Genomic DNA, 21,842 nt, shown 5'->3' on the forward strand with positions numbered 1-21,842 from the left:
GAGCGTTGTCGAGGATTGTGCCGGTGAATTGTGTGGCGATGGGCAGCTTGTGCGGGTGACAATCCGGGTGTGTCCGCTCTGCTGCCCGATGTGGTCGCCGCCGACGTGTTCGCAGCCGGGTCTCAGCCCGTTCTGCGGGGTGAGGCGGTGGTGTTGCGGCCGTGGGTGGAGGCAGATGCGGCGGTGATCCGGGCGGTCTATCAGGATCCGGATATTCAACGCTGGCATGTGCGCGATGTCGTGTCCGAGGGTGAGGCGCTGGAGTTGATCGCGCGCTGGCGGGCGGGGTGGGGCAATGGTGATGGTCCGCAGTGGGCGGTCGTGGTCGGTGGTGTGGTGGCGGCGCGGGTCGGGTTGCGGGGGATGTCGCCGCCGGATGGGTCGGCGGGGATCGCTTACTGGACAGCTCCGGGATGGCGGGGCCGTGGGGTGACGCCTGCGGCGGTGGAGACGGTGACCCGGTGGGCTTTCGGGGTGGGTTTTCATCGGTTGGAGGTGTCGCATTCGGTGCGCAATCCGGCGTCGTGCCGTGCGGCGGTGAAGGCGGGGTTCGCGCCGGAGAGTGTCCGGCGTAGTGCGGGGTTGCACGTGGATGGTTGGCACGACATGCATCTGCATGCCCGCATCCGTCCACCGTAGAGATCTATACGGAACGAGCTGTCCCAGATAGCCTGTGGGAAGTGATCCGGCAGAAGGTGAAAATTGATGAGCGCTACCACCATTGCCCGCCAGTGCACCCTGTGCGAGGCGCATTGCGGAATTCTTGTCACGGTCTCCGGTGATCAGGTGACGCGGATCGAGGGCAATCCGCAGGATGTGCTGTCGAAGGGGTACATCTGCCCGAAGGCGACGGCGATGGGTGGGTTGCACCACGATCCGGATCGGTTGCGTACGCCGGTGCGGCGGGTGGGTTCGTCGTTCGAGCCGATCGGCTGGGATGAGGCGTTCCGGGAGATCGGGCAGCGGTTGCGGCAGGTGCGTCGGGAGCATGGGAACAGTGCGATCGGCATGTATTTGGGGAATCCGGCCGCGCACAGTTCGTCGGTGCTGTACGCGGTGCTGCTGCGGTCGGTGCTGTTGACGCGGAATTTCTTCTCGGCTTCCTCGATCGATCAGTTCCCGCAGGAGTTCGTGGCGTGGCGGATGTTCGGCTCGAATGTGCTGATGCCGGTGACCGATATCGATCGGACCGATCGGCTGGTGATCCTGGGGGCGAATCCGGCGGTGTCGAACGGGTCGGTGACGACCATGCCGAATGCGAAGCAGCGGATTCGGGACGTGCGGCGGCGTGGTGGGAAGGTCGTGGTGATCGATCCGCGCCGGACCGAGACGGCGCGGCTGGCCGATCAGCATGTCGCGGTGGCGCCGGGCGGGGATGTGTATCTGCTGTTGGCGATGTTGCATGTGCTGGTCGCCGAGGACTTGTGTGACGAGAAGGCGATCCGCGCGTCGAGTACGGGCTGGGAGCGGTTGCGTGCGTTGGTGGCCGAGGCGTCGCCGGAGCAGATGGCGCAGTACGCGGGGGTGGACGCGGAGACGATTCGGGGGCTGGCTCGGGAGCACGCGGCAGCGCCCTCCGCGGTGCTGTACGCGCGGATCGGGGTGTGTCAGCAGGTGACCGGCACGTTGACGCATTGGCTGGTGAACACGATCAACGCGGTGACGGGCAACCTGGATCGGGCGGGTGGTCAGATGTTCGCGACGCCGCCGATCGATGCGCCGCGGTATGCGAAGTATCTGCCGATCGGGTACGGGGCGTGGACCGACAGTTCGGGAACCTACAAGTCGTTCCGCTCGGAGTTGCCGGTGGCGGCGCTGGCGGAGGAGATGCTGACCGAGGGGCCGGGCCGGATCCGCGCGATGATCACGTATGCGGGCAATCCGGTGTTGTCCACGCCGCAGCGCGGCCGGTTGGGCGCGGCGCTGGACGGGCTGGATTTCTATGTGGCCGTGGACATGTACGTCACGGAGACGACGCGGCACGCGGACATCATCCTGCCGCCGATCTCGCCGTTGGAGCGCGAGGACGTCAACATCCTGTTCCCGGTGTTCAGTGTGCGCAACAATCTGCGTTTCGACGCGCGGGTGTTCGAGCCGCCTGCCGATGGGCTGGAGGATTGGCAGATCATGGCGCGGCTGGTCACCGAGGTGGTGCCGTTGCCGGCGCGCCGGTTCACCGCGCGGGTGCTGAACGCGGTGTTCGATCGGGTCAGTCCCGTGCGGATCGCGGCGCTCGGGGTGGCGGCGGGGCCGTATGGGGTGTTGCGGCGGGGCCGCCAGGGTTTGACCGTGGGTAAGGCGCGCGCGGCGGCGGGCGGCATCGATTTGGGGCCGTTGCGGCCGAGGCTGCGGTCGTTACTCGGGACGAAGGATCGGAAGGTGCATGTGGCGCCGGAGGATTTCGTGGCGGCGGCACGTGAGGTGCTTGCGGACGCGCGGCGGGGTATGGCGGTGACCGCGCCTGCGGACGGGTACGACTTGAAGTTGATCGGTCGTCGTCATCTGCGCAGCAACAATTCGTGGCTGCACAATGTGCCGTCGATGGTGAAGGGGCGGGATCGGTGCACGGCGTTGATGCATCCGCAGGATGCGGCGGTGCGTGGGTTGCGTGACGGTGAATCGGTGACGGTGCGTTCGCGGACCGGTTCGATCGTGGTGCCGTTGGAGGTCAGCGACGATATCCGGGCCGGGACGGTGGCGATTCCGCACGGGTGGGGGCATCAGGAGCCCGGTGTCGGGTGGACGGTGGCGGCGTCACTGCCCGGCGCGAATGTGAATCTGCTGCACGATCCGGCGTTGACGGACACGTTCTCGGGCACGGCGGCGGTGAACAACACGTGGGTGACGGTGACGCGTGCGGTTGCCGCCGACGAGGAGGGCGCCGGGGTGAGCGAGAAGGTGTCCGCGGTGACCGGCTGAGGCGGTGCGGGTGATGCCGTGTTGCGTCGGCTGCCGGTGCTGCGTGTGTGCGGTGATCCGGTCGCCGACGTCGGGTGCGTTGCTTCTGTGCTGTTCCCCTCCCCTGGTGTGCGTCGTGTGCGGGTTGGAGGCGGGTGCCGTGTTGTGCGAGGGGGCGTACCGGACATCCTTTCTCGGGGGTGCCCGGGTAGAGGACAGCGCGCGAGCAGATCTCGTCGGTGGTGCGGGCAGGTGGGTGCGGAACTGTGGTGCCTCCGGGGTGGTCGGGGCACGGAGCCGTGGCCGATCAGGGTAGCGGATGGAGCAGAAATGCCGTGTGTACACCGCGGTTCGGTGCCGGATCGTCACGCGGGTTCGATGCGGGCGGGGACGTGTTTGTGCCAGGGTGTGCCTGCGATGGGGTCGCGCCAGGTGAGGTCGGTGAGGTCGTTGGGGGCGACGCCGGTGCGGCGGGTGCCGTTGCCGGTGGGCAGGTCCAGGCCGAGGCCGTTGGGCAGGGAGGCGTGGCCGGGTTGCATGCGGTCGTTGGTTTCCACGGTGGCGACGGCGCTGCCGCGGCGGGTGGTGATGCGGGCTCGGTCGCCGGTGGTGAGGCCGAGGCGGGCGGCGTCGCCGGGGTTGAGGCGTAGTGCGCCTTCGGGGTCGCGGCGCCGCCAGGTGTCGTCGCGGAAGATGGTGTTGGCGGTGAAGGAGCGGCGCTCCCCCGCTGCCAGCACGAACGGGAATTCGGGGGTGGTGTGGGTGGCTGGTGTGGTGGCGAGTTCGCGCAGGGCGTGCAGGAGTTCGGGGATGGCCAGTGGGATGCGTTTGTCGGCGTGTGGGAGGTAGTCCCAGGCGTCGTCGTAGTCGTCGAGGGTGAAGGTGACTCCGGAGCGGCCGGCGAGGATGGCGTCGAATAGTGCGTCGGCGTCGCGGTGTCCGGCGCGGCGCATCGCGGCCGGGTAGACCTTGGCGACGCGCTGGGCCAGTGCCCACAGCACGGCCGCGGGGCGCGCGCCGTCGGGCAGGGTGGGGCCGAGGGTTTCGTACAGCAGGTAGGGGGCGAGGCCGCCGAGGGATTTGTTGGTGGCCAGCAGGGCGGCGAAAGTCCAGGCGTAGGGGCGGCGTCCGAGTTTCGCGGCGGTGCGCAGCAGGGCGAGTGTGCCGCGGCCGACGGCGTGGAGTTCGCGTAGCAGTCGGGCGTAGATCTCCGGTTCGGGCAGGGTGCCCGGGAGCGGGTCGAGGACGGGGGCGCGCAGGTGGAAGGTGTTGTGCGGGAATTCGAGGTTGAAGAAGGTGGCTTCCCATTTCTCGAACTGGCTGGCGGCGGGTAGGACGTAGTCGGCGTGGCGGGCGGTTTCGGTGAGGGCGATGTCGATGACGACGACCAGGTCCAGGGTGTGCAATGCGTCGCGGAACGCGGTGGAGTCGGCCAGGGAGTGGGCGGGGTTGGCGGATTCGATGATCATCGCGCGGAAGCGGTCGGGGTGGTCGGTGTCGATTTCTTCGGCGATGGCGTTGCAGGGCAGCATGCCGCCGAACAGGGGTGCGCCGGTGACCGGGCTGCGTTCGACCTCGCGGCTGTAGCCGGCCAGTGGTGCCATCCAGGAGTGGGGTTGCATGGCGCCGGGTTTGGCGAAGTTGCCGGTCAGCAGCCACAGCAGTTTGTTCAGGTAGGAGATGAGGGTGCTGTTGGGGCTCTGCTGGACGCCGAGGTCTTCGTAGGTGGCGACGCTGGTTGCGGCGGCGATGCGGTGGGCGGTGCTGCGCAGGAGGTCTTCGGGGACACCGCAGATGTCGGCGTAGGCGGGGATGTCGATGTGTGCGAGGTCGGCGCGGACGGTGTCGGATCCGGTGGTGTGTGCGGTGAGGAAGGTGTGGTCGAGCAGGTCGTCCTGGACGAGGATCGCCAGGAGGGCGGCCAGGCACCAGGCGTCGGTGCCGGGACGTAGTTGCAGGTGGATGTCGGCGAGGTCGGCGGTTTCGGTGCGCACCGGGTCGATGACGATCATGGTGCGGGCGGGGTCTTTGGCGATCTGTTGCAGGACGGTGCGGGCGCGGGGGACGCCGTGGGACTGCCAGGGGTTCTTGCCGAGGAAGATCGATACTTCGGCGTGGTCGAAGTCGCCGGTGGTGTGGCCGCCGGTGAGGTGGGCGTCGACCCATCCTTCGCCGGTCTTCTCCTGGGCCAGGGCGCTGGAGCGGTAGCGGCTGCCGAGGGCGCGGCGCAGGGCGGTGCTGTAGGCGCCGCCGAGGTGGTTGCCCTGTCCCCCGCCGCCGTAGTAGAAGATCTTGTCGCCGCCGTAGGTGTCCTTGATCGCGGTCAAGCGGGCTGCGACCTCGGAAATGGCGGTGTCCCAGTCGATTTCGGTGAAGGTGCCGTCCGGTTCGCGGCGCAGCGGGGTGGTGAGCCTGGTTGCGCCGTTCTGATAGTGGTCCAGGCGTAGGGCCTTGTTGCAGGTGTAGCCGGCGGAGGCGACGTGGTCTTTGTCGCCGCGGATCTTGGCGAAGCGGCGGTCGTCGAGCTGGATGAGCAGTCCGCAGTTGTCTCGCACAGGATGCAGGCGGTCTTGTGCCATGGTGCGGTGGCGGCGGGGGTGGTCATCGGTTCACCTGGTCGACGCGGGTGCCGTCCAGCCAGGGTTGCGGGTCGGCGAGGAAGGGGGTGTCGGCGAGCCGGTCGAGGTCTTCGAAGAAGGCTCGGGTGGTGCGGGCGGCCGCGGCGGTGGTGCCGACGGAGACGAATCCGGCTTGTTCGGCGTCCAGGCCGCGGGAGAGGGTTCTGTCGGGTCCGAAGTAGACGGCGCGTTTGAGTTCGGCGACGGCGACGGGGTTGCGGGCGGCGAGTCGTGCCGCGGTGGCTTGGGTTTCGGCGAGGAGGTCTTCGGCGGGGACGGTGCGGTGGAGCAGGCCCAGACGCAATGCTTCCTGAGCGGTGTAGGGCTTGCCTTCGAGGGTGATCTCGATGGCTTTGGCGGCGCCGAGCAGGCGGGTGAGGCGTTGGGTGGCGCCGCCGCCGGGGATGAGGTTGGCCAGGGTCTCGATCTGGCCGAGGCGTACGTGGTCGGCGTCGGCGGCGTAGCGCAGGTCGCAGGCGAGGGCGATCTCGTGGCCGCCGCCGAGTGCGGGGCCGTTGACGGCGGCGAGGTAGGCGACGCCGGAGCGGTTCATCCGCAGGGTGGTGCGTTTCCAGCGGTGGCCCCAGACCAGGCCGGCGCCGAGGCCTCCGCCGTGGCGTTCGACCAGGCCCGCGGCGCCGGGTAGGCGCAGCGCGGCGGCGGCGGCACGCAGGAACGGGGCGGCGGCGCGGGCGGGGACGAAGGGGTGGGGCCGTTCGATCATGCCGCTGAGGGCGGCGGGGTCGGCGTGGGTGAGGAAGCGGCCGGGCAGGCCTCCGGTGAGCACGACCGCGCCGATCGTGTCGTCGGTGTCGGCCGCGGCGGTGAGGGTGTCGAGGTCGCGGACGACGGCGGTGGTGACGAAATTCAAGGGTGGTGCGACGACGCGTGCGGTCAGTACCCGCCCGGTCTGTTCGAGTTCGATAGTTTCCAGGTGCAGGTCGGCGGCGGGCATCGGCGGCTCCTTCGGTGCGCATGTCAGCGGTCGGAAGGCGAGATCGTGTCCGCGCGAGGGTGATTCGGGGGTGGCGCGGCCCTTGTTCCCGACTATGGCATTCACCATAGTCGGTGTGTCAAGGGTTGGTGCCTGCTGCGGTGGGTGGGTCAACCGGCGGCGGGTATCAGTTCGTGCAACATGGCGAGGGCGTCGTCGAGAGGCGTGATGTCGCGCTGGACCCGGCACAGCGCGATGGCGCCTTCGAATGCGGCGACCGTCACGGTGGCCAGGCGGTGCGCGCGGTCGGCGGGCACGTCGTGGCGGGTCAGCATCCCGGCGAGGGCTTGTTGCCAGCGGCGGAAGATCTCCCCGGCGATGCGGGCGAACTCCGGGGTGTCGTCGTTGGTTTCGACGGCGACCGCGAAGATCGGGCACCCGGCCCGGAAATCGCTGTCGAGCAGGGTGCGTCGCCACATCGCGGCGAAGCGGTCCAGCGCGGCGGCGGGTTCGTTGTCACCGGTGAGGCGTTCGATGAAGGTCGACATCAGCTCGCCCGCGGTGCCGAGGGCGTCGGCGATCAGTTCGGTGCGTCCGCCGGGAAAGTGGTGGTACACCGAGCCGCGTGGGGCGCCGGTGGCGGCCAGGACCCGGTCGACGCTGGTGGCGGTGGCGCCGTGCACGCGCAGGGAGTCGATCGCGCCGTCGATCATGCGCTGCCGTGCCTGGCCCCTGGGTGGGCGTGGGGCTTGGGTGTTGCGGGATCGACGTGTGGTTGCCATACCGCCATACTATGGCGTCCACCATAGATGGTGTCGTCGTCGCGGACCGGGCCGGCCGGTCCGCGACGACGAGGGTCACGCGGTGGGCTTCTGTACCCGGTTGCCGTGGAATTCCAGCAGCGCCGTGAGGGTCTGCTCGGGTGCTTCCAGTTGCGGGTAGTGGCCGATGCGGGGCAGTTCCACCACGTCGGGGGTGGTGATCAGCTCGCGGTAGCGGCGCGCCATATGGCCGCCGGAGACCGGGTCGGTGACGCCGTCGACGAACCGGATGGGGATCTGAGCCTGCTGCAGCGCGCCCACCCAGCGCTGCCGCTGCCTGCGTCGTTCGGCCATGTAGCGGATGAGCTTGTGGCCGTTGCGTTTTCCGTGCTTGCTGCACCACAGCAGCCAGAATTGGTGCAGTTCGACGTCGGTGGGTTTGGTATCGGGCCCGAACACCGCGGCCAGGCTGCGGTGGAAGGTGCGTTCGCTACCGAGGACACCGACCAGCGGGCCGAGTGGGCTCGCCAGCAGTCGCTGCACCGGGCGGGGGCGGTGCGCTTCGGGGAACAGGCCGCCGTTGAGCAGGAACACCGAGTCCAGCACCAGGGACTCGTCGCCGGCCGCGCGGCGTTCGGCGTCGCGGGCAAGCAGCTCCTGGGCGACGCTGTCGCCGTAGTCGTGGGCGAGGATGTGGTAGCGGCCGATACCCTGTTCGCGCAGCAGATTTTCGTGGATGTCGGCTTGGTCGGTGATGCGGTAGTCGTAGTGACGGGGTTTGGCCGACCAGCCGAACCCGATCATGTCGGGGGCGATGACGCGGGCGAACCGTTCGCACAGACCGGGCCAGATGCGATGCCAGTCCCAGGACGCGGTGGGAAATCCGTGGATGCACACCAGCGTCCCGTCGGCGCCTGCGCCTCCGTCGCGCCAGAAGATCTGGTGGCCGCGATGAGTGTGGCGTCGTCCGTTCGCCCGCCAGGACGCGAACTCCTCCATATCTACCTCCTTGTCGTCGACAAGCATGGCGCGTGGGTGCGCCCGGGCACAGTAGTTCGGTGGACCGCGCACGTGTCATCTACCGTGCGGTCCATTTGCCGATCGTGCGCTCTGGGAGAATTCCACCGTGCATGTCGCGATCGGCCTGGTTGTTCTCGTCGCGTCGGCGGCCGCGTTGGTGGCGCTGGCGCGTCGGTTCGGGGTGTCCGAACCGCTGGTACTGACGGTGGGCGGGGTCGCGGCGTCGTATCTGCCGTTCGTGCCGGAGATCCACCTGGAGCCGGAGATCATTCTGCTCGGTTTCCTGCCTCCTTTGTTGTATACCGCCGCGATCCGCACGTCGCTGGTGGATTTCCGGGCGAATGTGCGCACGATCGCGTTGTTGTCGGTCGGATTGGTGTTGTTCACGACGTTCGCGGTGGCGGTGGTGGTGTGGTGGCTGCTGCCGGTGCCGTTCGCGGTCGCCGTGGCGTTGGGTGCGGTGGTGGCTCCGCCGGACGCGGTGGCCGCGACGGCGGTGGCGCGGCGGATCGGGATGCCGCGGCGGATCGTGACGATCCTGGAGGACGAGTCGCTGTTCAACGACGCGACCGCGCTGGTGGCGTTGCGGACCGCGCTGGCCGCGACGGGGGGCGCGGTGTCGGTGTGGGCGGCCGGGGCCGACTTCCTGCTGGCGGCCGGTGGCGGCGCGGCGGTCGGGGTGGTGGTGGCCTATCTGCTGGCGATGCTGCGGCGACGCATCACGGATCCGGTGATGGACACGACGCTGTCGTTCCTGGCGCCGTTCACGGCGTACCTGCCCGCCGAGGGGATGCACGCCTCGGGGGTGATCGCGGTGGTGGTGTGCGGCATGATCCTCGGGCACAACGCGCCGGTCTGGCAGAGCGCCGCCTCGCGCATCGCCGAGCGCATCAACTGGCGCACGATCCAGTTCATCCTGGAAAGCGCGGTGTTCGTGCTGATCGGATTGCAGGTGCGCGGGATCGTGGAGGGTGCGTGGCACAGCGAACTCGATCACGCCACCCTGGTGGGGACGGCGCTGGCGGTGCTGGCCACCACGATGCTGGCGCGGCCGATCTGGGTCTTCGGCTCCTCGCTGGTGTCGCGCAGTCTCGGCGGCGGCGGCGCGGCGGTGGGAGTGCGTGAGCTGGTGGTGGTGTCCTGGGCGGGGATGCGCGGTGTGGTGACGTTGGCGGCGGTGCTGCTGCTGTCGCCGGACACGCCGTTGCTGGCGGTGCTCAAGCTGCTGGCGCTGGTGGTGGTGGCGGGAACGTTGCTGGTGCAGGGCACGTCGCTGCCGTGGCTGGTGCGGTGGCTGCGGTTGCGTGCGCCCAGTCCCGCCGAGGACGCGTTGCAGAAGGCGAATGTGTTGCAGCAGGCGACGGCGGCCGGTTTGGCGGCGCTCGAACAGCAGATCACACCGGATACGCCGCCCGGGGTCGTGCAGACGTTGCGTGATCGCGTCTCATGGAAGGCGAATGCGGCGTGGGAGCGGCTCGGGCGGGCGGAGTCCGAACAGGTGACACCCACCGCGGAGTACCGGCGGCTGCGGTTGGCGATGTTGCAGGCCGAACGCGAAACGGTGTTGCGGGTGCGCGATTCGGGCCATGTCGATTACGAGATCCTGCAGCACGTGCTGGCGCAGTTGGATCTGGAGGAGTCGATCATCGATCGTTTCGACGAGGCCGAGGAGGAACGCGTCGAACCGCTGGCCGCGCCTGCGGCCCAGGAGGCGTGCGCGCATCTGCGGGAGGCGCCGCTGGTGCGTGCCTACGCCGGGCCCGACGAATGCGCCGAGTGCGTCGCGGAGGGGCTGGCGTGGGTGCATCTGCGGATGTGCCTGGCGTGCGGGCACGTGGCCTGCTGCGACTCCTCGCCGGGCAATCACGCGACGAAGCATCACGGGGCCAGTGGTCATCCGGTGATGCGCAGCGTGGAGCCGGGTGAGGCGTGGCGCTGGTGTTTCGTCGACGAACTGCTCGGGTGAGGGGGCGGGTCAGCGCTGGGCGTGGGAGTAGATCAGGCGTGCGTATTCGGCCAGCAGCTGGTCCAGTGACAGGTTCTCGCCGCCCGCGGCGATCTGCTGGTAGCCGACGAGCATGGCCATGCCGAGCGAGGTGACCACGGCGGCGGTGTCGTCGTCGCGGACGACCCCTTTGATCGCTTTGTGCACGGTGCGCCTGCGGGATTCGTCGACGCGCTTGAGGGCGAGGTTGACCGATTCGTCGTTGGCCGCCCAAGCGCGGATGGCGGCTTCGGCGGCGTGATGCAGTCCGGCGGCGAGGTCGGACATGGCGCGGATGTCGTCGTCGGGATTGCCCTGGTTGAACGGCATGGTGCCCAGGATGCGCACTTGCCGGTTCTCCCAGTGCTCGAGCAGGGCGTCGACGAAGCCCTGCCAGCTGCCGAAGTGGTGATAGAACGACCCGCTGGTGACGCCGAGCTGCCGGCACAGCACGCCGATGTTCAGGCCTTTGAAGCCGAGTTCGGCGAGCACTTCCAACCCGGTGTCGAAGTACTGCTCCTTGGTGACCACTCGTGACATACGCGCGCCGTTCTCTCGTTCGGTCAAGGGGGAAGGGACCGAACAGTACCCCATCGTAGCGTCGCCCGGACCGAGCACGGGAAGTACCGATGCGTATCCCGAGAAGACTCCGCGGTACCTGTTACCTGCTGAAATATCTAGCAACCGGCGGTATCAGGGCTTCGGGTACCCACTCGTCCCATAACAGAGCGAGTGCTCTGTTATGGTGACGATATGCCCCGCCCCCGCACCCACGACCCCGCCGTCGTGCTCGACGCCGCCGAAGCACTGGCCGTTCGCTCCGGCCCCGCCGCGGTCACCACACGCGCGGTCGCCGCGGCCACCGGCATCTCCAACGGCGCGATCTACCACACCTTCGGATCCCGCGCGGAGCTGCTCGGCCGCACCTGGTTGCGCGCCGCGCGCCGCTTCCTGGACCTGCAGACAGCGCTGGTCGACGCGGCGCTGCAACAGCGCGACGGCGTCGAAGCCGTGGTCGCGGCCGCCGAGGCGCCCGCGGTGTTCGCCGAGCGTCACCCGGACTCCTCCCGGCTGCTGCTGGCCGTGCGGCGCGAGGAATTGCTGGGCGAGGTGCCCGAGGCCGTCGCCGCCGAACTGGCCGCCACCGACGCCGTGCTGGTCGAGCTGCTCGTGCGGCTGTCGCGCCGGCTGTGGCAACGCGGCGACCGCCACGCCGTCGACGTCATGACGCTGTGCTTGGTCGATCTGCCCACCGCCGTGCTGCTGCGCCGCGACCGGCTGGCCGATCCGCACGCACGGGAATACCTGCGCGGCGCGGTGCGCGCCGTCCTCGCCGTCGGCCCACCGCCGCTGTGATCCCCGATATCCGAAACCCGGAAGGACCCGCCATGCCCACCCTCGACTACCACGACAAGATCGCCGTCCTCGACCTCGGCGGCGGGGAGAACCGTTTCTCCCCCGAGTTCCTCGACGAGGTCGGCGCCCACCTCGACACCGTCCTCTCCGACGGCGCCCAGGGCCTGGTCACCACCGCAGGTGGCAAGTTCTACTCCAACGGCCTGGACCTGGACTGGCTCGGCGCCCACGCCGAGCGCGCCGAGTGGTACGTCGGGCGAGTGCAGGCACTGCTGGCCCGGATGCTCACCCTGCCCGTGCCCACGGTCGCCGCGCTGCCCGGTCACGCGTTCGGCGCAGGCGCCATGCTCGCCATCGCGCACGACTACCGGGTGATGCGCGCCGACCGCGGCTTCTTCTGCTTCCCCGAGGTCGACATCCACATCCCCTTCACCCCTGGCATGGCCGCGCTGATCCAGGCCAAACTCACCCCCAAGAGCGCCGTCGCTTCGATGACCACCGGCCGCCGCTTCGGTGGCACCGACGCCGCGGCCCTCGATATCGTCGACGCCACCGCCGCCGAGGGAGCCGTCATCGACACCGCCGTAGCGTTGCTGACCCCGCTGGGCGGCAAAGACCCCGTCACCCTCGCCGCGATCAAGAACACCATGTACGCCACCGCCGTCGCGGCATTGACCGGCTAGGAATCCCCGCTGGATTGCCGAAATGTGCTGTGTGTCAGATGGTTCGACACCGTCGAGGTGTGATGACGGCGGTGCTGCGAGCCGGTAGCGGTAGCGCCGCCCGGCCGACCCGATGCGGTCCGAGCGGCTCGTTCCCTGCAGCGCACTGCTCACCCCGGTCGCCGAGGCGAGCGGTACCCGGCGCGACATGATCCGCCGATTCTGTTGCCGGAGTTGCGGTTCCGGGCGCGGTCGAGTTGTCGGCCGCGCACGGCAAACGCGCGAAAACGCCCCACGCGGCGCGCTCGGGCGCTTACGGTCTGACAAAGCCGGGTGTACCGAACGGGGTTGTGCGATGACCGAACCGAACACGTCCTGCGCCGCATTCCAGCGCAGCGCGGCGATCGACCCGGACGCGGTGGCCGTCCGGTCCATCGGCGGGACACAGATGCTCACCTGGCGCGAGTACGCCGACCAGGTGCGGGCGGTCGCGGCGGGCCTGTCCGCGCTGGGTGTCGGCCGTGGCGACACGGTGGCGTTGATGATGGGCAACCGGATGGAGTTCTATCCCCTGGAAGTCGGTGCGCAGCACACCGGCGCCACCTCGTTCTCGGTGTACAACACCCTCGCCCCCGACCAGCTGGCCTACGTGTTCGCCAACGCGGGCAACCGAGTGGTCATCTGCGAGCAGCAGTACCTCGAGCGGATCCGCGCCTGCGGCGCCCCGATCGAGACCATCGTCTGCCTCGATGCCGCCCCCGAGGGCACGGTGGGGCTCGACGAGCTGAAAGCGATGGGCCGTCCCGATTTCGACTTCGAGGCCACTTGGCGGGCCGTGCGGCCCGAGGACGTGCTCACCCTCGTCTACACCTCCGGCACCACCGGCAACCCCAAGGGCGTGGAGATCACCCACGCCAACCTGATGGCCGAGGCGCGGGCCTTCCACGCGGTGCTGCCGGTCGAGTTCGGTGACCGCCAGACCTCCTACCTGCCCTCGGCGCACATGGCCGACCGGTTCTGCTCGCTGTATCTGCAGCAGGTGTACGGCACCCAGATCACCGTGGTGCCCGACCGGTCGCTGCTGCCCGCCGCGCTCGCCGACGTCCACCCCACCATCTGGGGTGCGGTGCCGCGGGTGTGGGAGAAGCTGAAGGCCGCCATCGAGTTCTCCGTCGCCGCCGAACCCGACCACGCCCGGCGCGTGGCCCTGGAGTGGGCGCTGGGCGTGGCGGCGCGCAAAGCCGACGCCCAGCTGCGCGGCGAACCGATCGACGCGCGGCTGGCGGCCGAATGGGCGCGGGCCGACGAACGGGTGCTGGCGGGGTTGCGCGCCAGAATCGGTCTGGACGAACTGAAGTGGGCGATGTCGGGGGCCGCGCCGATTCCCCCGCAGACCCTCGCGTTCTTCTTCGGCATCGGCATCCCGATCTCGGAGATCTGGGGCATGTCCGAACTGACCTGCGTGGCCAGCGCCTGCTCGCCGCAGCAGGCGCGACTGGGTTCGGTGGGCCGGATGCTGCCGGGGATGCAGTGGCGCATCGCCGAGGACGGGGAATTCCTGGTGCGCGGACCGCTGGTGATGAAGGGCTACCGCAAACAGCCGCAGCAGACGGCCGAAGCGCTCGACGCGGACGGATGGTTGCACACCGGTGACATCCTCTCCGTCGACGCCGACGGATATCTGCGGGTGGTCGATCGCAAGAAGGAGCTGATCATCAACTCGGCGGGCAAGAACATGTCCCCGGCCAACATCGAGAACGCGATCAAGGCCGCGACGCCGCTGGTGGGCGCCATCGCCACCATCGGGGACGCGCGCCCCTACAACACGGCGCTGATCGTCATCGATGCCGAGACCGCGGCACTGTATGCGACCGAGCACGCGCTGCCGGACGCATCGGCGGCGGCGCTGGCGGCCGACGCCGAGGTGATCGCCGAGATCGCGCGCGGGGTGGCCGCGGGCAATGCCACGCTGTCGCGGGTCGAGCAGATCAAACGGTTCACCGTGCTGCCGGTGTTCTGGGAGCCCGGCGGCGACGAGGTGACGTTGACGATGAAGTTGCGGCGCAGGCCGATCGCGGACAAATACGCCGAACAGATCGCGCTGCTCTACGCCGAGGAACTCGCCGCGACCGTGCACGAACCCCAGCCGCGGCCATCCCGCGTCGGCGGAGCGGACTCGGTCACAGCGGGAACGTGAGCCGCTGCGGCCGGATGTAGTCGGCCGGGTCGTGCAGGGGGCGCAGTTGCGGTCGGCGCGCGGCGGGGATCTTGTGCAGTTCCGCGCGCAGCGGCGCGTCGTAGGTCGCGGCGCTCGCGGTGAGCCCGGGCAGCCAGTTGTCGTGATGGCTGGGGACGAACAGTGCCGGGCGCAGCGCCTCGATGTAGGTGCGGGGATCGCGCAGGCCGTTGTTGATCTGGTTGTAGCCCTGCACGGCGCCGATCTGCACGTCGGTGGCCGGTAGCGCGGCGAAGGCGTCGAACACCTGCGGCGCGCGTTCGGTCAGCGGCGCGGTCGAGTCGTGCCACACCAGGCTGAAGCCGGGGACCCGGAATTGATACAACAGCACTCCGCCTTCGGGGTCGCGCAGTCGCGGCAGGCCTTGCAGCAGACCGCTGAGCGTCGGCGGGTGGGTGCGCACGACGCCCGGTTCGGGGCGTGGGAGCAAGCGTGGTGATCCGCCGACGGGGTCGGGTGGGGTGCGCGCGGAGTGCAGGTGCCGGATGACGGTCACCTCCACCGTGCCGACGGTGCAGTCCTCCCGGGCGCCGATCGCGGTGGCGGCGTCACCGTGGGGGGCGAGGGGGAAGGTGGGATCGGTGACCTGCGCGGCGATGCTCGCGCAGTGCTCGGCGGTGCCGTGCACGGTGGCGCCGGTGGCCTGCGCGACGCGGCCGGCGTCCCCGGCGTGGTCGAAGTGGCCGTGTCCGATGAAGATGGCCGCCGGGGCCAGGTCCGCCAGTTGTTGCGGGGTGGCCGGGACGTAGCCCGTGCTGGTCAGCCGCGGCACCCACGCGTCGAGCAGCAACACCGAACCGCCGATGGCCAGGGCGAAGGTGGTGCATCCCACCCAGGACAGCACGACGCGGTCGGCGCGCACAGCGCCGTCGGCGGGGTCGACGGTGTCGGCGCCGAAGAATCGGGTGCGCGCCGCGATCGTGCGCGCATCGGTGGGGTCGGCGGCGGGCCGCAGTCGCCCGGCCGCCAGGGTCGCCAGTTTGCCGCCGGAACCGAACAGTCCCGCGCCGGGAAGGCCGCACACGCGCCAACCTCATCACGGGTGCGGTGCTGCGGGCAAGGGGTCGTTACAGGCGGATGCCGAGCAGTGCGTCGGCGGCGGCGGCGATCGTCGCGGGCGCGTCGGTGTCCCGGCCGCCGTAGTCGAGGGCTTGGCGGGCCCAGTTGTCGAGTGCGTCGAGCGCTTTGGGAGTGTTCAAGTCGTCGGCGAGATGCGCGCGCAGCCGGGTGACGGTGTCGGTGGCCGAGGGGCCTGTCTGCAGTGCGACGGCCGCACGCCACAACTGCAGGCGCCGCTGCGCCTGCTCGAGCAGGGCGTCGGTCCACATCCGGTCCTGGCGGTAGTGCCCGGCCAGCAGGGCGAGGCGGATGGCGGCCGGGTCGACATCCTGGCGGCGCAGCGCCGACACCAGCACGAGGTTGCCGCGGGATTTCGACATCTTCTCCCCGTCCAGCCCGATCAGGCCGGCGTGCACGTAGTGGCGGGCGAAGCGGCGGCCCGCGATGAGCGACTCGGCGTGCGCGGCGGAGTATTCGTGGTGGGGGTAGATCAGATCGCTGCCGCCGCCCTGGATGTCGAATTCCGGGCCGATGCGGTTCAACGCGATCGCGCAACACTCCACGTGCCAGCCGGGACGGCCCGGGCCGAAGGGGGCGGGCCAGGACGGTTCGCCGGGCCGCGCCGCGCGCCACAGCAGCGCGTCGATGGGGTCGCGTTTGCCGGGGCGGTCCGGGTCGCCGCCGCGTTCGGCGAACAGCCGCTCCATGGTGGCGCGGTCGTAGCCGGATTCGTACCCGAACTGCTCGGTGGCGTCGGCGCGGAAGTAGACGTCGGGGTATTCGGCGTCCTCGACGACGTAGGCCGCGCCGGAAGCGAGCAGTTTCTGCACGACCTCCACGACTTCGTCGACGGATTCCACGGCGCCGATGTAGTCGCGCGGCGGCAGGATCCGCAGTGCGGCCATGTCCTCGCGGAACAGATCGGTTTCCGCCGCACCCAGCTCGCGCCAGTCGACGCCGTCGCGGGCGGCACGTTCGAACAGCGGGTCGTCGACGTCGGTGACGTTCTGCACGTAGTGCACGTCGTGGCCGGCGTCGCGCCACAGCCGGTTGACCAGGTCGAAGGTCAGGTAGGTCGCGGCGTGGCCGAGGTGGGTGGCGTCGTAGGGGGTGATGCCGCAGACGTACATGGTGGCGGTGGCGCCGGGGGTGACCGGGCGCACCTGACGGTCGGCGGTGTCGTACAACCGCAACGGCGGTCCTGCTCCGGGGACGGTGGGGAGGGCGGTGTCGGACCAGGACTGCATGCTTACGAGGGTAGAGGTGTGGGCGGGATCATCCTTCCCCGGCCCGGTGGCCGCGACCGTCCCGCCGCGGCGGCCGCCCGCCGCGACCTGCGTCTTCCAGCACATCGTGGGATGTCAATACTTACGGTTTCGTTGAATCAGCTGTCGGCGCGGCCGGTGGGGTCGGCGATCGTGTTGGGCGTGATCGCGAAGGTGCCGTCCAGTTCCGGGATGTCGGGATCGGTGTCGGCGAGCGCGATCTGGGTGAACGCGCCGCGCGCGACGTCGAACTCGAGCTCGTGATAAGCGACCGTATCGCCCCAGTCGGCGGAAGGCAACGAGATGAACCGCATCGTGAACCGCCCGGAGTCCACCGAACCCTCGGTGAGGACGTAGACGCCGAAGTGGTTCTCCCCCGCCGAACTCAGCCAGTAGACGCCGTTGTCGTAGAGGTGCAGGTCGGTGTCGGGATAGGGCTTCTTGTCGTAGAGGTGCAGGTAATGCAACGCGATGCGGTAGGTCGGTGCGCCGATGACGATCCGCACCGTCGGTGCCGCGCGGTCGGGAGTGGAGTGGGGCATCGCGTCCTCCTCGTCGCGCCGGCTGCCGGAAGCTTCAACTGTGCCAGGAAACGCCGCCCCCGGCAGTGCCCGCGGTCAGAAGGCGGGCCACGGAATCGGCCGCGACGTGCGCGGCACCGGCATCACCGGCTCGTCGAGCACCTGCTGGGTGCGTTCGATCAACGCGTCGATCTCGGCGTCGGTGATGTGCTCGCTGAGCGTGTCGGCGAACGCGCCCGGCAGCTGTTTGGCGAACGCGGTGATGTCCGCGATCGACGCCTCGTCGATGGGCTGACCGGCCCAGCCCCACAGCACGGTGCGCAGTTTGTGCTCGGCGTGCAGGCAGATGCCGTGGTCGACGCCGTAGACCTGCCCGTCCACCCCTTCCAGCGCGTGCCCGCCCTTGCGGTCGGCGTTGTTGAGCAGCACGTCCAGCACCGCCACCCGGTGCAGCCGCGGATCGTCGGCGTGGATCAGCGACACCTCGTTGCCCATGTCGTCCACTGCGCGCAGCACCTCGCGGAATCCGTCGGGTACCGCGCCCGCCGGGCACAGGTCGATCAGGTCGAGCCGGTCGCCGCGGTCGGTGTGGTTGTCCACGCCCACCACCCAGCGCTGCACCATGCCGACACCGAAAGGGCCGTCGCGCAGGATGGTTTCGGGGATCACGCCCCAGCCGATCGCCTCGGAGATCAGGTAGGAGGCCACCTCGCGGCCGGCGAGGGTGCCGTCGGGGAAGTCCCACAGTGGTCGTTCGCCGCGGATGGGTTTGTAGACCACCCGCAGCGGCGCCGCGCCGGTGCTGTCGCCGACGTCGCAGACCAGGGTCACGTTGCTGGCGGTGCTCACCCGCCCGATCACCGTGAGTTCGCCGCTGTGGAATCCGTCCCCGGCCTCGGCCACCGAATCACTCCTCTAGTTCGGCCGCGCCGAAGATGTCACCGCGTTTGTAGCCGTTGGTGCGCACGCACATGTGCCCGCGCGCCGAGAGCGGCTCCCCGCACAGCGGGCACGGCGGGCGGCCCGCCGCGATCACCCGGGTGGAGCGCAGCGCGAATTCGCGGGCCTGGATCGGGGTGAGGAACACCCGCACCGCGTCGGGGCCCTCCTCGGTGTCGTCGAGCACCACCGACTCGTCGACCTCGGTCTCGGTGATCGCGAGCAGTTCCACCACCACCGCGCCCGCGTCGGCGTCCCAGCCAAGGCCCATGGTGCCTACCCGGAATTCGGCGTCGATCGGGGTGACCAGCGGTGCGTTGTCGCTGACGTCCTCGGCCTGCGGGGGCACTTCGGCGCCGAAGCGGCGCGCGACCTCGTCCAGCAGCAGACCCATCCGGTCGGCAAGCACCTTGACCTGCTGCTTTTCCAGCAGCACGCTGACCACGCGCGGCTCCTGCACCGCCTGCAGATAGAACGCGCGATCGCCCGGCTCACCGACGGTCCCGGCGACGAAACGATCGGGGGTGCGGAATACATGGATTGCGCGTGACACATGCACCTCCTGATACGTGACCCTGAACGACTACCCGCGGTGCGGGTATTCCATAGGACGACCGTCCGGTCGTCTACAAGGAATCTCGGCGCTCCGCATTCCCATTATCCGCACTCCCGGTATTGCCGAGTTCGCCACCGGGGACTGGTCCGGAGGTCTCGGGTTCCGGCGACGCAGACCCCGCCGCCCGGGGTTGCCCGCCGGACGCGGCGAGGGCCGACAGGTCGGCGCCGGTGTCGTTGAGCCGCCAGACGTACGGTGCGGTCGGGGTGTAGCGCACGACGCTGATCGAGGCGGGTTCGACGACGATGCGCTGGAAGCCGTCGAGGTGGATGCCCAGCGCGTCGGCCAGCACCGACTTGATCACGTCGCCGTGGGTGCACGCCACCCACAGTGCGTCGCGGCCGTGCTGCTCGGCGAGGGCGCGGTCGTGTTCGCGGATCGCGGCGACCGCGCGTGCCTGCACCTGCGCCAGGCCCTCACCGCCGGGGAACACCGCGCCGGAGGCGTGCCGCTGCACGACCTTCCACAGCGGTTCGGCCACCAGTTCGGCGATGGGGCGGCCGGTCCACGCGCCGTAGTCCACTTCGAGCAGCCGGTCGTCGAATACCGGTTCGAGCCCGAACTTTTCCGCCAGCGGCGCGACCGTGCGCTGGCAGCGCAGCAGCGGGGAGTGCACGATTCGTTCGATGGGCAGCCCGGCCAGCCGTTCGGCCACGGTTCTCGCCTGCTCCTCGCCGCGCTCGGTGAGCTCGACGCCGGTGCTGCGACCGGCGAGGGTGCGGGCGGTGTTCGAGGTCGACACACCGTGCCGCAACAGGATCACCGTCATGCGGCCAGCCTAGCGATCATGTCGCCGAGACCACCCCGCCCGCCAGCAGACCGAGCAGGATCGCGCCGAGCACGATGCGGTAGCCGACGAACCAGTACAGCGAATGGCGTGCCACGAAACGCAGCAGCCATGCCACCGAGGCGTAGCCGACCGCGAAGGCCAGCACGGTGGCCACCAGCAGTTGCGGGCCGCTGGCGTTGAGTCCCTCTCCGGCGGGTTCGAACGCGTCCGGCAGGCTGAACAGGCCCGAGGCGGTCACGGCGGGGATGGCCAGCAGGAACGAGAATCGTACGGCCGCTTCGCGTTCCAAGCCCAGGAACAGGCCCGCGGTGGAGGTCGCGCCCGAGCGGGAGACACCGGGGATCAGCGCCAGGCACTGGGCGAAACCCATGACCAGCCCGTCGCGGGTGGTCAGTTGCTCGATCGGGCGTTCCTTGCGGCCGAAGTGCTCACCGGCGGCGATGACCAGCGCGAAGAAGATCAGCATGAACGACACCAGCCACAGATTGCGGGCGCCGGTGCGGATCTCGTCTTTGAACAAGAAGCCGAGCACACCGATGGGGACGGTGGCGATGATCACATACCAGCCGATGCGGTAGTCGAGTTCGCGCTGGGCCTGCTCGTCGAGCACGCGCCGGTGGTCGGCGGTGAGGACCGGCAGTTTCGTGGTGGGCTGATCGTGCAGTGGCAGCTGTTGGCGACCGCGCGCGGTCGCCCGCTCGCGCAGACCCGCGAACCAGGCCAACACGATCCGCCAGATGTCCTTGGCGAAGTACACCAGTACCGCGGCCTCGGTGCCCAGCTGGGTGACCGCGGTGAACGAGGCGCCCGCGTCGTCGCCGAAGAAGACCGACGACACGATGCGCAGATGCGCCGAGGAGGAGATCGGCAGGAACTCCGTCAGCCCCTGCACCAGCCCCAGCACCAGTGCCTGCACCCAGGTCATCGACTCGCCAACCACGAACCATCCTCCACTTCCGCCCGAAATACGGGTTGCTACCTGGGCATTGACGCGGCGGCCGGTCGCGTCGCCGGGCCTGCCGCCCCAATCACGCAGCGACAGTACAGTGTCGAGGCCGCCGCAGCGTGCCCGGCTGTTGCGCCGGCCGGCGCGCAGGTACCCAGGTTTCCGGCGCACCGGGGCGCGACCCACTGTGCTGGTGGGCGGCCGGTCGCGTCTCCACACTCTAGGCTTGGCGCCGTGACGAATGCGCGGACACGGTGATGGAACAGCGGACGGTGGGCCGTAGCGGCCTGCGGGTGTCGCGGATGGGCCTGGCGACCCATACCTGGGGTTCGCACACCGACGCCGAGGACGCCGCGGGGCAGCTGGTGGCGTTCGTCGAGGCGGGTGGCACGCTGGTGGACACCTCCCCCGCCTACGCGGGCGGGGCTTCCCAGCGGATGCTGGCCGAGTTGCTCGGTGATCTGGTCTCGCGTGACGAGCTGGTGCTCAGCGGGTGCGCGGGGACCGCGGCGTGGGGGTATACCGATGCCGGGGTGCCCGGGGCGGCGCAGGTCACGGTGGATACCTCGCGGCGGGCGCTGCTGCGGCAGCTGGATCGCACGCTGCTGGAGTTCGGCACCGATCACCTCGACGTGTGGAATGTCGCGGTGTGGGATCCGCGGACTCCGCTCGAGGAGGTGGCCTCGACGTTGGAGCAGGCGGTGCGGTCGGGGCGGGTGCGGTACGCGGGCGTGCGCGGGTTCGGGGCCTGGCAGCTGGCCAGCCTGGCCGCGGTCGCGCCGGTGACGGCGGCGCAGACGCCGTATTCGCTGCTGGCGCGGGGTGCGGAGGCCGATGTGGTGCCCGCGGCGCAGTTCCACGGGGTGGGGGTGATCGCCTCGGCGCCGTTGGCGGGCGGCATCCTGACCGGCAAGTATCGCGACGGTGTGCCCGCCGATTCGCGCGGCGCCGACGAGGCGACCGCGGCGGAGATCCGCAGTGGTCTCGACGAGCGCGCCACCCGGGTGGTGGATGCGCTGGTGACCGCGGCGGACGGGTTGGGCACCTCGCCGTTGGCGGTGGCGCTGGCCTGGATCCGGGACCGGCCGGGTATCGCGAGCATGGTCGTCGGCGCCCGCGACATCGGGCAGCTCACCGGTGTGCTGGCCGCGGAGACGCTGGAGCTGCCGCGGGCGATCGCCGCGGCCCTGGACGACGTCAGTGCGCCCGCCGAGTGACACAGATTAGCCTTGCCCGC

At 69.8% G+C, this 21,842-nt stretch carries 18 protein-coding genes and 1 pseudogene; 7 read left to right on the forward strand and 12 right to left on the reverse strand.

The window, feature by feature from the left end; translation table 11 throughout:
- The first annotated feature begins 69 nt into the window (after positions 1-69).
- Both ACWEKR_RS04785 and ACWEKR_RS04790 read left to right on the forward strand, forming a co-directional pair.
- Entirely contained in the window at positions 70-639 is a 570-nt protein-coding gene (locus ACWEKR_RS04785) for a GNAT family N-acetyltransferase (protein ID WP_452353326.1), read from the forward strand.
- A gap of 66 nt (positions 640-705) precedes the next feature.
- Positions 706-2,919 (forward strand): molybdopterin oxidoreductase family protein, encoded by a 2,214-nt coding sequence (locus ACWEKR_RS04790; RefSeq protein ID WP_452353327.1) that lies wholly within the window; start codon positions 706-708, stop codon positions 2,917-2,919.
- A 344-nt stretch (positions 2,920-3,263) separates the two neighbouring features.
- Here ACWEKR_RS04790 and ACWEKR_RS04795 read toward each other — a convergent pair.
- The 4 genes and pseudogenes from ACWEKR_RS04795 to ACWEKR_RS04810 all read right to left on the reverse strand — a co-directional run bounded on the left by ACWEKR_RS04795 (position 3,264) and on the right by ACWEKR_RS04810 (position 8,210).
- A pseudogene (locus ACWEKR_RS04795) lies at positions 3,264-5,503 on the reverse strand (molybdopterin-dependent oxidoreductase).
- A complete protein-coding gene (locus tag ACWEKR_RS04800; RefSeq protein WP_452353328.1) occupies positions 5,500-6,471 on the reverse strand; it encodes an enoyl-CoA hydratase/isomerase family protein in 972 nt (323 codons plus the stop codon). The pseudogene ACWEKR_RS04795 and the gene ACWEKR_RS04800 overlap by 4 nt, the downstream one beginning before the upstream one ends.
- 149 nt (positions 6,472-6,620) lie before the next feature.
- On the reverse strand, positions 6,621-7,232 hold the full coding sequence (locus ACWEKR_RS04805; RefSeq protein WP_452353329.1) for a TetR/AcrR family transcriptional regulator: 612 nt from the start codon (positions 7,230-7,232) through the stop codon (positions 6,621-6,623).
- Positions 7,233-7,307: 75 nt separating this feature from the next.
- Positions 7,308-8,210 carry an alpha/beta fold hydrolase gene (locus ACWEKR_RS04810; RefSeq protein ID WP_452353330.1) on the reverse strand — a complete coding sequence of 301 codons (903 nt, stop codon included), beginning with the start codon at positions 8,208-8,210 and terminating at the stop codon, positions 7,308-7,310.
- Between the two features lie 127 nt (positions 8,211-8,337).
- On the opposite strand from ACWEKR_RS04810, the gene ACWEKR_RS04815 reads away from it, so the two are divergent.
- Positions 8,338-10,197, forward strand: coding sequence for a Na+/H+ antiporter (locus ACWEKR_RS04815; RefSeq protein ID WP_452353331.1), 1,860 nt, complete (start codon positions 8,338-8,340; stop codon positions 10,195-10,197).
- Positions 10,198-10,206: 9 nt separating this feature from the next.
- Here ACWEKR_RS04815 and ACWEKR_RS04820 read toward each other — a convergent pair whose 3' ends face one another.
- Positions 10,207-10,755 carry a TetR/AcrR family transcriptional regulator gene (locus tag ACWEKR_RS04820; protein ID WP_452353332.1) on the reverse strand — a complete coding sequence of 183 codons (549 nt, stop codon included), beginning with the start codon at positions 10,753-10,755 and terminating at the stop codon, positions 10,207-10,209.
- 213 nt (positions 10,756-10,968) lie between these two features.
- On the opposite strand from ACWEKR_RS04820, the gene ACWEKR_RS04825 reads away from it, so the two are divergent.
- The 3 genes from ACWEKR_RS04825 to fadD11 all read left to right on the forward strand — a co-directional run bounded on the left by ACWEKR_RS04825 (position 10,969) and on the right by fadD11 (position 14,430).
- The gene (locus tag ACWEKR_RS04825; RefSeq protein ID WP_452353333.1) at positions 10,969-11,571 is read left to right on the forward strand and encodes a TetR family transcriptional regulator; all 603 of its coding nucleotides are present in this window, start codon (positions 10,969-10,971) and stop codon (positions 11,569-11,571) included.
- 32 nt (positions 11,572-11,603) lie between these two features.
- Positions 11,604-12,254 carry an enoyl-CoA hydratase-related protein gene (locus tag ACWEKR_RS04830; protein WP_452353334.1) on the forward strand — a complete coding sequence of 217 codons (651 nt, stop codon included), beginning with the start codon at positions 11,604-11,606 and terminating at the stop codon, positions 12,252-12,254.
- Positions 12,255-12,588: 334 nt separating this feature from the next.
- The gene (fadD11, locus tag ACWEKR_RS04835) at positions 12,589-14,430 is read left to right on the forward strand and encodes a fatty acid--CoA ligase FadD11 (RefSeq protein WP_452353335.1); all 1,842 of its coding nucleotides are present in this window, start codon (positions 12,589-12,591) and stop codon (positions 14,428-14,430) included.
- On the opposite strand, the gene ACWEKR_RS04840 is transcribed toward fadD11, so the two are convergent.
- From ACWEKR_RS04840 to ACWEKR_RS04870, 7 genes are all read right to left on the reverse strand, one after another.
- Positions 14,414-15,493 (reverse strand): MBL fold metallo-hydrolase, encoded by a 1,080-nt coding sequence (locus ACWEKR_RS04840; RefSeq protein WP_452353336.1) that lies wholly within the window; start codon positions 15,491-15,493, stop codon positions 14,414-14,416. The two genes, fadD11 and ACWEKR_RS04840, sit on opposite strands and share 17 nt — an antisense overlap.
- A gap of 43 nt (positions 15,494-15,536) precedes the next feature.
- The gene (mshC, locus tag ACWEKR_RS04845) at positions 15,537-16,775 is read right to left on the reverse strand and encodes a cysteine--1-D-myo-inosityl 2-amino-2-deoxy-alpha-D-glucopyranoside ligase (RefSeq protein ID WP_452353337.1); all 1,239 of its coding nucleotides are present in this window, start codon (positions 16,773-16,775) and stop codon (positions 15,537-15,539) included.
- A 137-nt stretch (positions 16,776-16,912) separates the two neighbouring features.
- Positions 16,913-17,335 (reverse strand): hypothetical protein, encoded by a 423-nt coding sequence (locus ACWEKR_RS04850; RefSeq protein WP_195087480.1) that lies wholly within the window; start codon positions 17,333-17,335, stop codon positions 16,913-16,915.
- Positions 17,336-17,410: 75 nt separating this feature from the next.
- Positions 17,411-18,217 (reverse strand): SCO1664 family protein, encoded by an 807-nt coding sequence (locus ACWEKR_RS04855; protein WP_452353338.1) that lies wholly within the window; start codon positions 18,215-18,217, stop codon positions 17,411-17,413.
- Between the two features lie 4 nt (positions 18,218-18,221).
- The gene (locus tag ACWEKR_RS04860) at positions 18,222-18,806 is read right to left on the reverse strand and encodes a DUF3090 domain-containing protein (RefSeq protein WP_039798216.1); all 585 of its coding nucleotides are present in this window, start codon (positions 18,804-18,806) and stop codon (positions 18,222-18,224) included.
- Between the two features lie 73 nt (positions 18,807-18,879).
- Entirely contained in the window at positions 18,880-19,638 is a 759-nt protein-coding gene (locus ACWEKR_RS04865) for a histidine phosphatase family protein (protein WP_452353339.1), read from the reverse strand.
- A gap of 16 nt (positions 19,639-19,654) precedes the next feature.
- Complete coding sequence (locus ACWEKR_RS04870; protein WP_452353442.1) at positions 19,655-20,584, reverse strand: undecaprenyl-diphosphate phosphatase; 930 nt, start codon at positions 20,582-20,584, stop codon at positions 19,655-19,657.
- Positions 20,585-20,862: 278 nt separating this feature from the next.
- On the opposite strand from ACWEKR_RS04870, the gene ACWEKR_RS04875 reads away from it, so the two are divergent.
- Entirely contained in the window at positions 20,863-21,822 is a 960-nt protein-coding gene (locus ACWEKR_RS04875) for an aldo/keto reductase (protein ID WP_195087473.1), read from the forward strand.
- The last annotated feature ends 20 nt before the right edge of the window (positions 21,823-21,842 follow it).

The sequence above is a fragment of the Nocardia sp. NPDC004573 genome (assembly GCF_053602135.1).